A 14,516-nucleotide genomic window follows, 5' to 3' on the forward strand; every position below is an offset into this window, starting at 1 on the left:
TCTGGGCAGAAAATTTGCCGGAGCTTAGCAGAGCCTGGTGTCAGAAATTGTCAGGAGCTTTCACCAGGCTCGGAGGGGATCACGCGTCGACTTTGTGCCGGGCCGCGTACAGGCAAAGCATCTCCATGGCCAGGGTCGCCGCCGCCAGCGACGTCACGTCCGCGTGGTCATAAGCCGGGGCGACTTCCACAACATCCATCCCGACCAGATTGATCCCGCGCAGACCGCCAAGGATCTCCAGCGCCTGCACCGTGCTCAAGCCGCCGCAGACCGGCGTACCGGTGCCCGGTGCGAAGGCCGGATCCAGGCAATCGATGTCGAACGTCAGGTACACCGGGTGATCGCCGACCCGCGCGCGAATCGCTTCGACAATGGCTTCGCAACCACGGCGATGCACTTGCCGCGCGTCCAGCACCTGAAAGCCCTGATGATCGTCATTGGTGGTGCGCAAGCCGATCTGCACCGAACGCGCCGGATCCACCAGCCCTTCTCGCGCCGCGTGCCAGAACATGGTGCCGTGATCGACCCGCTTGCCCGCCTCATCCGGCCAGGTGTCGCTGTGCGCATCGAAGTGGATCAGCGACAACGTGCCGTGCTTGCGCGCATGGGCCTTGAGCAGCGGATAGCTGATGAAGTGATCGCCGCCGAAGGTGAGCATCGCGCTGCCGGAGCTGAGAATGTGCTCGGCGTGGGCCTCGATGCTTTCCGGGATGGTGTGCGGCGAGCCGTAATCGAAGTCGCAATCGCCGTAATCGATCACCGCCAGATGATCGAACGGGTCGAACGCCCACGGCCAGTGCCGTTCCCAGGCAATCCCGGTGGACGCCGCGCGAATCCCGCGCGGCCCGAAACGTGCGCCGGGACGGTTGCTGGTGGCGGTGTCGAACGGCACACCGCTGACCGCCACGTCCACGCCGCGCAGGTCGCGGCTGTAGCGCCGGCGCATGAAACTGGTAATCCCGGCGTAGGTATTTTCGGCAGCGGTGCCGTAGAGGCTGTCACGGGTCAGGGCCTGATCGTTTTGCACTGGCACGTCCATCGGTGTGCTCCTGTTGTTATGAAAGGCTATTGGCGGCTACGGAAAGTGGTCCACAGGCGTGTGCGCTGGCGCATGTCCTTGAGGCTCATGCTGTGGTCGGCGTACAGCCGCTCGCGCACTTCGGATTTCGGGTAAATGTCCGGATCGTTGCGCACCGCTTCATCCACCAGCGGCGTGGCGGCCTGGTTGGCGGTGGCAAAGAACAGCGTATTGGTCAGCGCCGCCACGGATTCCGGGCGCAACATGAACTCAATGAAGGTGCGAGCAGCTTCCGGGTGCGGCGCGTCTTTGGGGATGGCGAGGTTGTCCTGCCACACCAGCGTGCCTTCCTTGGGGATCCGGTAAGCCACTTCAAACGGCTTGTTGGCCTTGCGCGCCTGATCGGCGGCCATGCTCGCGTCACCGTTGTAGGTCAGCGCCAGGCAGACGCTGCCGTTGGCCAGATCATTGATCTGCCGCCCGGTGGCGACGTACAGCACCGAGGGCTGCAACTGCTGCAACAAGGCTTCGGCGGCGACCAGATCTTTCTTGTCGGTGCTGTAGGGATCTTTCCCGAGATAGTGCAGCGCCAGACCGATCACTTCCTGCGGCGAATCGAGAATCGCGATCCCGCAATCCTTGAGTTTGCTGGCGTATTCAGGCTTGAACAGCAGATCGAGGCTGTTGAGTGGCACATCCGGCAGCCGCTGTTTGACGGCTTCGACGTTCATGCCCAGCCCCAGCGTGCCCCAGGTGTAAGGCACGCCGTAGCGATTGCCGGGATCGACCGCTGACAGTTTTTCCAGCAGATCCGGATCGAGATTGGCGTAGCCCTTGAGCCTGTCGCGGGGGATTTCCTTCAGCGCGCCGGCGGCCAAACCACGGGCCAGCACGCTGGACGAAGGCACCACCACGTCGTAGCCGCTGCCGCCGGTGAGCAGTTTGGTTTCCAGCACCTCGGAGGTATCAAAGGTGTCGTAGCGCACGTGAATGCCGGTTTCCTTTTCGAAGCGCTGCAAGGTGTCAGGCGCCACGTAATCGGCCCAGCTGTAGAGATTGAGGGTTTTCTCTTCGGCCTGGGCGGCGATGGAGACGGTAAGCAACAACGCGGGCAAACACAGCTTGAAGACGGGAGCCATGACGAACACCTGACCGAAGGAAGTGGTGGCAGGATGCGCCGCCGGATACATTCGAAAAATATCAAGCTTGTTAACCTGACTTTATCCAGGAGTAATGTGATGCTCGGTCAGCTCCACGATGTCGATCTTCAGCTTCTGCGGCTGTTTCTCGGCGTAGTCGAATCCAATGGTTTCAGCGCAGCCCAGGGTGAACTGGGGCTGAGCCAGTCGAGCATCAGCCAGCAAATGGCCAAGCTTGAGACGCGTCTCGGCTATCGGGTGTGCAACCGGGGCAAGGGCGGTTTCAGCCTGACGCCCAAGGGCGAGCAACTGTTGATTGCCGCGCGGGCGCTGTTCGATTCGATCGAAACCTTCCGCCATCAATCCAACGGCGTCGCCGGGCGCTTAATCGGTGAAGTGCGCTTGGGTCTGTCGGAAGCGGTCGATCAGTCGGTGCTGCAACGGGTGGCGGATGCGATCCGGCGCTTTCGCGAGCGGGACGAATCGGTGCGAATCGAGCTGATCAGCGCCATGCCCGGCGAAATGGAGCGTCTGCTGCTGCAACAGCGGCTGGACCTGGCCATCGGTTACTTCTCCCAGGTGCAGAGCGCGTTCGACTACCGCGAGCTGTTCAGCGAAACCGAGCATCTGTATTGCGCGCCCGGCCACCCGCTGTTTACCGACGATGCGCCCGATGATGCGGCGTTGCAGACCTGCGACCGGGTCGATCACCCCTACCGGTTTCTGCGCAGTGACGAGCCGTTTCAGGGCAAGGTCTGCTCGGCGCGCTCGGAGCAGGTCGAAGGTACCCTCGCCTTCATTCTGTCCGGCAAGCACGTCGGTTATCTGCCCGACCATTACGCCCGCCAATGGCAGGACAAGGGCCTGTTGCGGCCAGTGCGCGAAGGCGAGTTGAGCTTTGACGTGGCGTTCCATCTGGCCCGCCATCGGGCGCAAGTACCGGGAGATGCACAGAAAGCCTTTGAGCAGGATCTGCTCTGCGCCTTTGGTCGAACCTGAGCATTTTTTGGAACGCGGAGCGTCCCCGGCTGCATTCCCACGCAGAGCGTGGGAACGATCATGCGTTGCCCTCGCCCCTCGCTTACGGCATCCTGCGCACCCATTTTCCGACCCGGCCCCGCATTGCGGCACGCAAACCACCATGACCGTCTCTGAAAAAGCCCCGCGCAACAACGATCTGATCTACGGCCTCAACGACCGTCCGCACTTCACCGCAACGGTGTTTGCCGCCCTGCAACACGTACTGGCCAGCTTCGTCGGCATCATCACCCCGACCCTGATCATGGGCGGCGCCCTCGGCCTGCAAAGCGAAATCCCGTACCTGATCAGCATGGCGCTGTTCGTCTCGGGCCTCGGCACCTTCGTTCAGGCCAAGCGCTTCGGCCCGGTCGGTTCGGGGCTGCTGTGCCTGCAAGGCACCAGTTTTTCCTTTATCAGCGTGATTCTCAGCGCCGGCTTCATGGTCAAGGCCCGGGGCGGTGGCACCGATGAAATCCTGTCGACGATCTTCGGCGTGTGCTTCTTCGCGGCGTTCATCGAAGTGGTGCTGAGCCAGTTCATCGGCAAATTGCGCATGCTGATCACCCCGGTGGTGACCGGCACCATCATCACCCTGATGGGCCTGTCGCTGATCAAAGTGGCGATGACCGACATTGCCGGCGGCTTCGGCGCGGCGGATCTGGGCGCGGCGAGCCATGTGTTCCTGGCGGCGCTGGTGCTGGGCACCATCGTGGTGTTGAACCGGGTCGACGTGCCGTTCCTGCGGTTGGGCGCAATCGTCATCGGCCTGACCCTCGGCTACGTGGTGGCGTGGTTGATGGGCACCGTGGACTTCGCCAACCTGCCCGAAGTGCCAGTGGTGAGCGTACCGGTGCCGTTCAAGTACGGTTTCAACTTTGATTGGGTGGCGTTCGTGCCGGTGGCGGTGATTTTCCTGGTGTCGCCGCTGGAAGCGGCCGGCGACCTGACCGCCAACTCGATGATTTCCCGGCAGCCGGTCAAAGGCCCGCTGTACATCCGCCGGATCAAGTCCGGCCTGCTCGCCGACGGCCTCAACTCGGCCATGGCGGCGGTGTTCAACAGCATGCCGATGGTGACCTTCGCCCAGAACAACGGCGTGATTCAGCTGACTGGTGTGGCCAGCCGCTACGTGGCGTTCTTCATTGCCGGGCTGTTGGTGCTGCTGGGACTGTTCCCGATGATCGGCGCGGTGCTGCAACTGATGCCGAAACCGGTGCTCGGCGGCGCAGAGCTGGTGATGTTCGGCACTGTGGCGGTGGCCGGGATCAAGATCCTCGCCGAGGCCGGCCTGCATCGGCGCAACATGCTGATCGTGGCGATTTCCGTCGGCATGGGCCTGGGAATCGCCGCCGTGCCGGAAGTGCTGCGTGAACTGCCGCAGGCGCTGCGCAATATTTTCGAGTCGCCGATCACCGTTGGCGCGCTGTGTGCGATCGTGCTGAATATCTTCCTGCCGGAAGAATTCATCGAACTGGAAGAAGATGACTTCGACCCGGAAGCCTCTATCCTTCAGGTCATGGAAAATCCCGACCTGCCGGCCAAAGCTGAACCCGCCGCGCCGGCCGCTGTCGCACAATTGAACCGCTGATCCTGTCCGCTCGATGAAAAAAGGGCTGATACCGGCAACGGTTCAGCCCTTTTTCAATGAGAGAGCATCAATGCGCCGCCTCCAAGCCGTCATCCTGTCCCTGCTTCTGCTCTCCCTCAGCGCCTGTGCGCTGTTCCCCAACCGCGACCCGGTGAACATCAACGTGGTCGGCCTCGAACCGCTGCCGAGCCAGGATCTGGAAGTACGCTTCGCGATCAAGCTGCGGGTGCAGAACCCCAACGAAACGCCCATCGACTACAACGGCATCGCGCTGGATCTGGAGGTCAACGGCCATTCGCTGGCGTCGGGTGTGAGCGATCAGACCGGCTCGATCCCACGGTTCTCCGAAACCATCGTCAGCGTCCCGGTGAGCATTTCCGCGTTCTCGGTGCTGCGCCAGACCCTCGGCCTGAGCCAGACCCAAACCCTCGACAACCTGCCCTATGTGCTGCGCGGCAAACTGGCGGGCGGGCTGTTTGGCACGATGCGCTTTGTCGATACCGGCAAGCTCAGTCTGCCCAGGGCCAGTGCTGCCACCTGGTAGGTTTCATAACTTTCAAACTGTTCACAAATCCTTATGGGAGCTGGCTTGCCAGCGATAGCGGAGTGTCAGCCACGGTGACGGTGACTGATACGGCCCCATCGCTGGCAAGCCAGCTCCCACAGTTTTTGTATTGACAGTCAGATCATGCGGTGAAACGCACACCCGGTTTCGCCCGCTCATCGACGCTCAACTCGAACACATCCGGCCGCGCATAGTGGCCGACCACGTCGTAGTCGTAGCGGGCGCGCACCAGGTCTACGGTGTCGATCTCGGCGGTGAGCAAGCCGGCCTCGCCGCGCAACGGCCCGGCCAGCACGTCGCCCATCGGCCCGACGATCACGCTGCCGCCGGCGATCAGCGGTCTATCCCCCGGCCAGTTGGCAACTTCCACGCCCAACTCATTCGGCGAGGCCTGTACCTGACAGGCGCTGACCACAAAACAGCGCCCTTCGTGGGCGATGTGGCGCATGCTGACCTGCCACATCTCGCGTTCGTCCACGGTCGGCGCACACCAGACCTCGATGCCCTTGGCGTACATCGCCGTGCGCATCAGCGGCATCATGTTTTCCCAGCAGATCACGGCGCCGAGCTTGCCGACCTGAGTGTCGAGCACCGGCAGCGTCGAACCGTCGCCCTTGCCCCAGATCAGCCGTTCGGTGCCGGTGGGCATCAGTTTGCGGTGTTTGGCCACAAGACCCGCCTGCGGGTCGAAATACAGCGCGGTGCAATGCAAGGTGCTGCCGGCCCGCTCGATCACGCCGATCACCAGGTTGGCCCCGGTACGTGCCGACAGCCCGGCCAGCGCTTCGGTTTCCGCACCGGGCACGTCGATAGCGTTGGCGAAGTAACGGGCGTAGGCCTCACGGCCTTCCGGCAAGCGATATCCCAATTGCGTGCCGAAGCCCTCGCCTTTCGGGTAACCGCCGAGCAAAGCTTCGGGCATCACCACCAGCGCGGCGCCGGACTCGATGATCGCGGTTTCCCAGCTCAGGATCTGTTCCAGGGTTTCAGCCTTGCCACCGGGCAAGGCGCCGATCTGCAGGGCGGCAACGATTGATTTGGGCATGACGGTCACTCCGTGAAGTTCAAGTGTTGCTCATTCTCCGGCGCCACGGGATCATGAATAAAGACCGATCCACTGCTGAATGATATGAACCAGATGAATATCGCAACCGTCGACCTCAACCTGCTGAAAGTCTTTGAAGCCCTGCATGAAGAATCCAGTGCCAGCCGCGCGGCGTTGCGTCTGGGCGTAACCCAATCGGCGGTCAGCGCGGCCTTGCGCCGGCTGCGCGAGGTGTATGGCGATCAATTGTTCGTGCGTACTGGCCGGGGACTGGCGCCCACGCTCAAGGCCAACCAGTTGAAACCGGTGGTCAGCGATGCCCTGAATAAATGCCGGCAAAGCCTGGCCATGGTCGACCCGACCGCCAATCATTACGAAGGACGCTCGGTCACTGTGGGCCTTTCGGACGATTTCGAAATCGCTTACGGCCGGCGCCTGATCGAGGAAATCGCCCGCCGCGCACCGAAACTGCGCCTGATTTTCCGCCAGACCCACAGCCAGATCGTCGCCCGGGCGCTGATGGAGCGCAGCATCGATCTGGCGATCACCGCCGGCGGATTTGCCGAGCGGCTGCTCAGCCGTCAGGTGTTGGGTGAAGGGGGTTACGCGTGTCTGGTGGATCCGGCGAGTCTGGCGCCGGGCCAGCAGCAGATCGATCTGGAAGAATTCGTCACCCGCGAGCACCTTCTGGTGTCGTCGGGCGGTTTTATCGGGATCACCGATGAAGGGCTGGCGGCGCTGGGCCGGACTCGCCGGGTCTGCGCCTCGACCACGCATTTCGCGGCGTTGCCGCATCTGCTCAAGGGCAGCGAGGCGGTGGCGACCATTCCGACCCACGCCGCGCAGGCCATTGCCTCACTGAGCGGGCTGGTGCTGCTGCCCTGCCCGCTGGCGCTGCCGCGCTACCCGATCGAACTGGGCTGGCGCACCAGCACCCAGATCGATCCGGTGGTGCTGACGGTGCGCGAAGCGATAGGCGCCAGTTTCAGGGCCGAGTGATTACTTGTTGGCCGCCATCAGGCGATTGACTTCACTGCGCACCATGTTGGCGAATTCCGGCGGCGACATGCCGTCCAGTTCGGCGCGCACGAACTCGGCCCATTTGCCCTTGCGCTTGGAGCGCTCGCCGAACAACCGCGCGGCTTCGCCCTTGGCTTTGCCCAGATTGTTCTGCCAGAGTTCGAACAGTCGGGATTTCTCATCTTCCAGCGCGGCGCGCTCTGCGAGGGATTTGTCGGCCAGATTGAAACTCATCGGGAATTACCTGCTGCATGAAATGGCGACATCTTACACGCTGGACGGAAACCTCTGACGCTGGTTTTTGTTCCGGATGGAAAATCCCTGCAACTTTTCAAGGCGCGCCACACTCCATTGTTCACTGTCCATTCACCTGCAAGGAGTCACCCAATGGCCCGGAAAACCGCCGTTCAAGCCGCCGAAGACCAAATCAAGGACCAGGCCTTCAGCGAACTTCAGGCGCTGATCGAAGAGTCGGAAAAACTGCTCAAGAGCAGTGCATCCCTGGTCGGCGAGGAAGCGGAGACCCTGCGCGGGCAAATCGCCCAGAAATTGCAGCAGGCGCTGGATTCGGTCACCAGCGTGCGTGACCGCACCAAACCGGCGGTGGACGCCACCGAGAGCTACATCGGCGGGCACCCGTGGCAGACCGTGGCGATTTCCGCCGGGTTCGGCCTGGTAGTCGGATTGTTGCTCGGTCGCCGCTGAGCGCGAACAAAAAAGGCGAGCCCCTCGGGCTCGCCTTTTTCATGCCAGGCACAAACTCATTCGCCGGCCAGTTCACGCAGCTGCGACAGGGTCTGTTGATCCAGTTCGATCCCTTTGGCCAGTGACTTAGCCCGCTGCAAATGCCGCCGATCCCCCGGCAAACGCTTGAGCCCTACCCCGTGCATCTGCCGCACCAGTTCCTGACTGCGTTCGGCAAAGCTTTGCCCAGCGGTCTTGCTTGGATCTATCACGATCAGCAACTGACCGGTCCACGGGGTCTTGGCGCCGGGATGGTTCTTCCAGTCGAACTCGAACGAGAAATTGCCACCGGTCAGCGCGGCGGCCAGCAGCTCGACCATCATCGACAGCGCCGAGCCTTTGTGTCCGCCAAACGGCAGCAATGCACCGCCTTCCAGAATCGCCTTTGGGTCGCAGGTCGGCTGGCCTAGGCTGTCGACCCCCATGCCCGCCGGCAGTTTCTCGCCTTTGCGCGCTGCGATCTGCACGTCGCCATGGGCGATGGCGCTGGTGGCCAGGTCGAACACGATCGGTGCACCGTCAGCCCGGGGTGCGGCGAAGGCGATCGGGTTGGTGCCGAACAATGGCCGGTCGGCACCGTGGGGTACCACGCAGGTCATGCTGTTGACCACGCTCAACGCCACCAGACCTTCATCGGCGAAAGGCTCGACGTCCGGCCACAGCGCGGCGAAGTGATGGGAATTACGGATCGCCAACACCGCGATCCCGGCACTGCGGGCCTTTTCCACCAGCAGCGCACGTGCCGCCGACAGCGCAGGCTGGGCAAAACCGTTGCCGGCATCGACGCTGACGAACCCTGAAGCCACGTCCTCGACTTTCGGTACAGCCTGGCCGTTGACCCAGCCGCTGTTGAGCGTCGAGACATAACCGGGGATCCGGAATACGCCGTGACTGTGCGCACCGTCCCGCTCGGCGTTGGCGCAATTGGCGGCCAGCGTTCTGGCGACTTCGGCCGAGGTGCCGTGACGGGTGAAAATCTTTTCCAGCAGTTGAGTCAGCTCGTCCAGGGACACCGTGGACGAGAGCGAATGATCGTGTGGCGCAGACATCTGAAGCTCCAGAGTAATTATTGGAGGGAACAACAGCGAACGGACAACCCGCAACGGCGATTAACCACATGCAGCCGACAACCTGTCAACCCTGGCATGCGCATCGACCCGGGCGCGATATGTATTTACCACCGGCACCAGACACGATTTTTTTAGCCTCGGGTTTCGATCAATCCACGCGTGCAAACGCCCTTATCGAGACTCGAGATGTCAGCCCCCACTCCACCGTTGTTATTCCCCGAAACCTTTGACTCACCGGGTCTGTGGCCCAAACTGGGCAAGGCCCATGGCTTGAGTGAAAAGGATTTCCGATGGCTCGCCCATGCCAGGCTGACGTCCGACGCCCTGCGCCGCCAGCAAGACCCGCCGATGGTGATAGAGCGTCTTCTGCTTCACGCTGCCGAAGTGCAGCCGTTGCCGTTGGCTGGCGCGTTTGTCATCGGTGAAACGCCGGACGACAAGGGGCTGATCCTCTATACCCCACAGGCGGGCATCCAGAAGTTCCCCAACCGTACCGATTTGAAAGAGCGGCTCGAACAACGGCTCAACGACGTCGATGAGCAAGACAGACTGCTGCCATTTCTGGCCCTGCCACTGCGCCAGCGGTTGCAGGATGCGAAGCGTATTTCAATAACGTTCACCAACCTCAAAGGCGATGCCTTCGCCGAGCAATCGGCGGACTTTCAACAGTGCCTGCTGCTGAACGCCGAAATGATGTGCGAAGAGCTGAAAAAACTTCCGACACTCAGACAGCTTCTGGATGCGGTGCTGGATGAGCTGCTCAAGCCTCATTTCAGGTCACTGTCGCAAAGCCGCACCCAGGTCAGCTTCGATCGAACCGCTGGAGACCGTGACGAAAGACAACGCATGAGCGACGGTCATTGGTTCGACTTCATGAGTCTGAGTGATGCGGTACTGACCTATTACCGCCACCAGAACTGGCCAACCGCGCAACCACCGCGCTTTTCCAATCCGGGCAGGACCCCGGCGACCGGTGATCAGGCACAGTGGGAAAACGCTGTGAAACAGGCCGCAAACAAACTGCCTGCGCTGTTGTTCCGGCACCTGGAGCGTTATTGGGATGCGCCATCCGCTCTCGGAATGTCGCGACGTACCCTCTTTGGCCAGGCGCTGGGAGATCAGGCACATAACGAATGGATGTCCAGGCGCGAAAGCGGTGTCATCGATGCCGGTCAATTCAACACGCTGCAGCAATTGATTCGACCGGTCACTCAGGCCGTTCACTTTCCAGTCGTGGAAAACGTACGTTTCTGGGAGCGCGAAGCCAATTTTGTAGAACTGGCGGGCTCACTGATGATCAGTGAGCCTCATGCCTTCCTCTACACGCCCGCTCAAGGGTTGCAATTGCTCAAGGATTACAGGGACCTCAAGGATACGCTGAAGGCAAAATTCCTCGCCAAGGGCCACGAAGACGAACTCTATGGGCTGCTGAGCCTGGAAGAACGCAATCGTTTTCTCGGCTTCGGACAACCGCAGGTGTCCGGCGAGCGGCTTGTCGGTGACATTTTCAGAATTCTGTTCGAGTCAATCATCACCAAACAACGGCAGAACATCGAATATGCGCTGCAAGTCTTTCGCCACAGCGACGGGGCCGTGAACCTGCATGCGCTGTTCGACAAGAGCCTGGACATCCGCTCGATGATCCACGCTCAGTTGCAGAAAATCGATACAGGGGGACGGTGGAGCACGCACCCGGTGATCTCCGGCAACCAGCAACCTTCCATGGTGCTGGCGGACAAGGCGCTTGCAGCGATCAAGACATTCGATTCGGTGGCTGCGCCCATCCTCAAGCAACTGAGGGCTCAACCGATGGCGAATCTGGCGATCCAGCGCTACTGGCTCGAGCGCCTGAAACCGGATCTGGCACAGGCATGGTTTCTGGGGGTCAACGGCGAGGCCCGACTCAGATTGCTCAATGGGTCCCTGAATGCCTCGATGCAGGCCATAGTCAGCAATGTCATCAATGCCGATCAGCCGAGTCGTGCACAGCGCTCCGCCCTCAATGGCTTCCGCCCGGATGCCTACACGTTGACGCTCGAGTGTTCCGCCCATCCGACGCCGGTGCCCTTGGCCCATTGCGTCTTCATCACCGAGCGGGGCGGGCTCGATGAACAGCACTCGGGCCGCGCCGTGTTGTGGACGCCCGCCCTCGGGCTGGAAGTTTTCGATACCGTAGCCATTGCCCGGCAGGTATTGAAACGGCGCCTGAACGACGGCGACCAACGCCTCTTACTGCTGGAAAACATCGTGCCTTCGCAATACCTGCCTCATCAACGGTACAGCCTTGGCCCATTTCAATATATCCATGGCAATGTGTTGCAGGAGTGCATGCAGTCCACCATCGGCCACTATCTGGATCGCTGCCAACAAGTGCGTGAACGGGTCAAGGACACCAAACGCCGTGACAAGGCGCTGGAAAAACTGCGTGATGTTTGCCTGGCCGACAATCTGTCCTTGGCCAGCGCGCACGCCCGGGCGATTGCCACTCAGCAGACACTTCCCGCCTGGCTGGGGATGGCCCCGGTCCAGGAGCAAAAACGGCATGTGGAGATACTGGAACAGTGGTATCGAAGCGTCACTGACGACGAGGATTACCTGTCCGGCATACCCTCACTGGTCAGTCATGTCGAGCAGACACTGAAATCGATGCTCGACAGCCGGTTTCCAGACAGTCGTCTGGACCCGCATGAGATTGAAATCACCCCCAGCCTGGCATTGGCCGGCCCCGCGCGATCACTGGTCGAATTTGCCCTGAATCACATCAACGTCGCCCAAGGCACCCGTTTCAGTATCACCTCGAAAAACGCCACCACCTTGCCCACCACACTGGACCACAGCGCCGTGACGCAAATGCTGCTGTCACTGGAGATACCCACCACCTATGCCCGCAAAGTGGTCAGCGCGTTGTCGGCGAGCGACCCCGGAAGCCATAAACGCAAGCAACGTTTTTTCCGTCAGTTGCCTTGGCAGCTGCTGCAACACGCCCACGCAGCAAAACTGCAGCAACATCTGTCAGGCAGTGCCTTTGGTCTGATTCAGCAGGTACTGGACATGCCCGATGCCCTTGCCCGAGCAGCGGTGCAAGACGCACATGCCATCGCTTGCCCGCTGGCGCTGATCAAGACTGCCGGAGCCACCGCCGTATCCGTGCAGGGGATATACGTTTTTACTCCAGGCGGCGGGCACAAGGGTCCCCTGGTGCTCTATGCGCCGTATGCCGAGCAGATCTTCCAGGAGTTCGAAGACGAAAAAAAACTGATTGCAGCCCTCAACATGCCGGGGCTGCTACAAAACCTGCTGCTGCGGCGACTGCCTGACAGCGAGCGCGCGATATTTCGCAACCTGCTGGCGTCTTCCATGGGTCAAACCAGCGAGATGAAGCTCGCCATCAAGGCAATTGAAGGGAATCTGCTGGAACACTTCTACAACGACAACCTCATGCTTCTGGAACAGCATTTGAACGCCCAGAAAAAAACGGACTCGGCGTTCGATTGGGAGACGGCGAAGACCCTGTTCAGCCAGCAGATCAGACGGCTCAGCGGTGTATTGCCGGGCAAACTTGGCTTCATTCCCATTCTCTGGAAAGCCTATGACGCGTTCAAGGATTCCGCCGAGGCCCTGCAGAATCACCGTTGGAAACGGGCACTCAAATCATTTGTCCAGGGCGCAGCACAAATGGTGCAAGTGGGTCTGCTTCCGCAAATATCGGGCGAAACCACAACGGTAGCAGGACAGGTAAAAGAAACCGTCGTATCAGGCCTGGCCGACATCGATCTGACTTCGCCCGGACGCACATCGTTGCAATCGTTCGAGGTGACAGACATCGCACTCAAGGATCTGAAGCTCAGCCCGAACCAGGGCACTTACCTGCAGGTATCGCGCAACCGCGATTTTGCTGCGGTTGATGGCAAGGTTTATCAGGTCGTCAAAAACGGTAACGCCTGGCGTTTGGCAAACGCTGGGGCCAAGGGGCCGCTGTTCCAGAAGACCGGCCCTCGCATGGTGCGAATCGCTGATGACCAGATCGTCCACTACGGCCAGGCGTTCGGCAGAATGATCGAACGCAATAGCCTCGCGAACCTGCGCCGCATCATGCTGAATATCGAGGCGCAGGGAATGGATGAAATCCGAGTCAGGTTTCCTCTGAAAGCCCGGGCGCTGGTGAATGCAATCGACCTGGCCCGACGCTACGCCTTCTATTGTCTGCATAACCTGGTCCCGCTCGCCAACGGCGCCATCCATTCGCGGGTGAACAGCTTCCTGAAGGACTTCTTCAATGTGCCAAAGATCACACCCGCAATTCTCACAAGGATCAGCGAGGCGATTGTGCCCATCTGCAATGCGCTGGTGGACCCAGCCGATGAGTTACTCAATACCGACCGGTTCGTTGTCGGCTCGAACAAATTGCTGCATGACGTCATCGCATTTGTACTGGAAGGCGATACAGAAAAACGCGTGCATTTCACCGAGCACTTTTTCCAACAGCAGCTGGATCATTACAAACTCTTCATGCTTGAGCAGTTCGATGTAGATGGCCATGCGCAGGCGTCGACGTTGATACACGAGTTTTCCCATCAATTCAGCAAGGCGCTGGATATCGCTACCCTCAGGGCGCGGGAACCGTTCATAGAGTTGATATCAACGATTACGACCGAGGGTAAGAAGCTGTACAACGAACTTGACTCCGAGCAGCGTTCAGCCTTGTCGCTCAGCACGCCCCGCTCACAATTGTTCGCGCAATGGAACACCGTTCTAAAGACTTGGGTCGATGTCGACAAAGTGCCCGGCATGGAACTGATCCACACGGAAATCCTGCGGTTGACCGGTACGCAGAATCTTCGGCAGGCGCGTGATGCATTTCTCGACCAGCAGTCTCCGGACGCCCGTATCGCTGTCATCCTGCGTAACGCCGATTCGATAGCCCGCCTGATTTGTGAAGTCGGGCGTCAGCTGGATCCCGTGCCGGCCCCGTAGAATCTGGAAAAATGCGCAGGTTCAACACCTGCGCAACTGCGTTCGGGATCAGTCCTTCTGATCGCGCAGGACGTTGCCCGATGCGCCATCGATACGGAATTCGTACACCGCGCCATCAGCCTTGCGCCCTTCCCCTTTCCAATAGCCGTCGTTGTCGGCCTCGATTTCGTAGACCTCGACATATCCGGCCTTGGTTTTTACGGTTTCGATGGCCTTTTCGATGGTGATCCATCCTGCGCCCGGGCGGTCGGCCAGCGCCGCGCCGGCACTCAGGAGACTGGCGGTAGCGACGAAAGCAGCCAAGGTTCTTTTGATCATTTTTTCACTCCATTT

Annotated in this window: 12 protein-coding genes; 6 read left to right on the forward strand and 6 right to left on the reverse strand. The window is 60.6% G+C overall.

Annotated elements, in window-relative coordinates; genetic code table 11:
* Positions 1-79 precede the first annotated feature (79 nt).
* Positions 80-1,039: an agmatinase gene (gene speB, locus CAF80_RS07775; RefSeq protein ID WP_085667094.1), complete on the reverse strand. Its 960-nt coding sequence runs from the start codon at positions 1,037-1,039 to the stop codon at positions 80-82.
* Positions 1,040-1,065: 26 nt separating this feature from the next.
* Positions 1,066-2,157 carry a polyamine ABC transporter substrate-binding protein gene (locus tag CAF80_RS07780; RefSeq protein WP_085667257.1) on the reverse strand — a complete coding sequence of 364 codons (1,092 nt, stop codon included), beginning with the start codon at positions 2,155-2,157 and terminating at the stop codon, positions 1,066-1,068.
* Between the two features lie 99 nt (positions 2,158-2,256).
* Between CAF80_RS07780 and CAF80_RS07785 the strand changes: the two genes are divergently transcribed.
* The 3 genes from CAF80_RS07785 to CAF80_RS07795 all read left to right on the forward strand — a co-directional run bounded on the left by CAF80_RS07785 (position 2,257) and on the right by CAF80_RS07795 (position 5,309).
* Positions 2,257-3,156 (forward strand): LysR family transcriptional regulator, encoded by a 900-nt coding sequence (locus CAF80_RS07785; protein ID WP_085667095.1) that lies wholly within the window; start codon positions 2,257-2,259, stop codon positions 3,154-3,156.
* 142 nt (positions 3,157-3,298) lie between these two features.
* Positions 3,299-4,765, forward strand: a complete 1,467-nt coding sequence (locus tag CAF80_RS07790; RefSeq protein WP_085667096.1) for a nucleobase:cation symporter-2 family protein — start codon at positions 3,299-3,301, stop codon at positions 4,763-4,765.
* A 70-nt stretch (positions 4,766-4,835) separates the two neighbouring features.
* Entirely contained in the window at positions 4,836-5,309 is a 474-nt protein-coding gene (locus CAF80_RS07795; protein ID WP_039768163.1) for an LEA type 2 family protein, read from the forward strand.
* Positions 5,310-5,451: 142 nt separating this feature from the next.
* Here the strand turns inward: CAF80_RS07795 and CAF80_RS07800 are convergent, their stop codons facing one another.
* Complete coding sequence (locus CAF80_RS07800; protein WP_085667097.1) at positions 5,452-6,375, reverse strand: carbon-nitrogen hydrolase family protein; 924 nt, start codon at positions 6,373-6,375, stop codon at positions 5,452-5,454.
* Positions 6,376-6,459: 84 nt separating this feature from the next.
* Between CAF80_RS07800 and CAF80_RS07805 the strand changes: the two genes are divergently transcribed.
* Positions 6,460-7,374, forward strand: a complete 915-nt coding sequence (locus tag CAF80_RS07805; protein ID WP_039768161.1) for a LysR family transcriptional regulator — start codon at positions 6,460-6,462, stop codon at positions 7,372-7,374.
* On the opposite strand, the gene CAF80_RS07810 is transcribed toward CAF80_RS07805, so the two are convergent.
* A complete protein-coding gene (locus CAF80_RS07810; protein WP_007957535.1) occupies positions 7,375-7,629 on the reverse strand; it encodes a hypothetical protein in 255 nt (84 codons plus the stop codon).
* A gap of 153 nt (positions 7,630-7,782) precedes the next feature.
* On the opposite strand from CAF80_RS07810, the gene CAF80_RS07815 reads away from it, so the two are divergent.
* The gene (locus CAF80_RS07815) at positions 7,783-8,100 is read left to right on the forward strand and encodes a YqjD family protein (protein ID WP_007957537.1); all 318 of its coding nucleotides are present in this window, start codon (positions 7,783-7,785) and stop codon (positions 8,098-8,100) included.
* Positions 8,101-8,156: 56 nt separating this feature from the next.
* Here the strand turns inward: CAF80_RS07815 and CAF80_RS07820 are convergent, their stop codons facing one another.
* Positions 8,157-9,188 (reverse strand): Ldh family oxidoreductase, encoded by a 1,032-nt coding sequence (locus CAF80_RS07820; RefSeq protein WP_039768160.1) that lies wholly within the window; start codon positions 9,186-9,188, stop codon positions 8,157-8,159.
* A gap of 207 nt (positions 9,189-9,395) precedes the next feature.
* On the opposite strand from CAF80_RS07820, the gene CAF80_RS07825 reads away from it, so the two are divergent.
* A complete protein-coding gene (locus CAF80_RS07825) occupies positions 9,396-14,183 on the forward strand; it encodes a dermonecrotic toxin domain-containing protein (protein ID WP_085667098.1) in 4,788 nt (1,595 codons plus the stop codon).
* Positions 14,184-14,231: 48 nt separating this feature from the next.
* On the opposite strand, the gene CAF80_RS07830 is transcribed toward CAF80_RS07825, so the two are convergent.
* Positions 14,232-14,501 carry a PepSY domain-containing protein gene (locus CAF80_RS07830; RefSeq protein WP_039768157.1) on the reverse strand — a complete coding sequence of 90 codons (270 nt, stop codon included), beginning with the start codon at positions 14,499-14,501 and terminating at the stop codon, positions 14,232-14,234.
* Positions 14,502-14,516 lie beyond the last annotated feature (15 nt).

The organism is Pseudomonas sp. B34(2017) (genome assembly GCF_002112915.1).
In the GTDB taxonomy this organism is placed as follows: domain Bacteria; phylum Pseudomonadota; class Gammaproteobacteria; order Pseudomonadales; family Pseudomonadaceae; genus Aquipseudomonas; species Aquipseudomonas pharyngis.